Here is a 331-nt window from a genome sequence, read left to right on the forward strand (position 1 = left end):
CGGATGTTGTTGCGCGGGTGACTATTTGCAGCAGTCGACGGGGACGGCAGGTTAACCGGAACGAACGCGGGCACTGAAGCGAGCGTGTTATCGGTTCGTCGCGACTCACTGATCCAGCGCCGCACCAGATTGGCGTTGAGGGCGTTCTCCAGCGCAATGCGTGAGACGGAGGCACCCGGTTCATGGCAGGTTGCAACGATGCTGGCCTTGAACTCCTGGGAATGGCGACGGCGTTTTTGGTAGGGCTTGCCTACGCTTACAGTGCTCATATTAAGTGTCCACTAGAAAATAAGTGGACACTATCCTGACGTCAGCTGTGCCAGGCTCAAGA

The 331-nt window shown here is 57.1% G+C and carries 1 protein-coding gene; it reads right to left on the bottom strand.

Going from position 1 to position 331, the window contains the following annotated elements:
- Positions 1–269 (bottom strand): IS66-like element accessory protein TnpA (gene tnpA, locus FHK95_RS19985; protein WP_150306380.1); only part of this gene is annotated, 269 nt, incomplete at its 3' end.
- Between the last annotated feature and the right edge of the window lie 62 nt (positions 270–331).

This window comes from Pseudomonas saliphila (assembly GCF_008638345.1).
Taxonomy (GTDB): Bacteria; Pseudomonadota; Gammaproteobacteria; order Pseudomonadales; family Pseudomonadaceae; genus Halopseudomonas; species Halopseudomonas saliphila.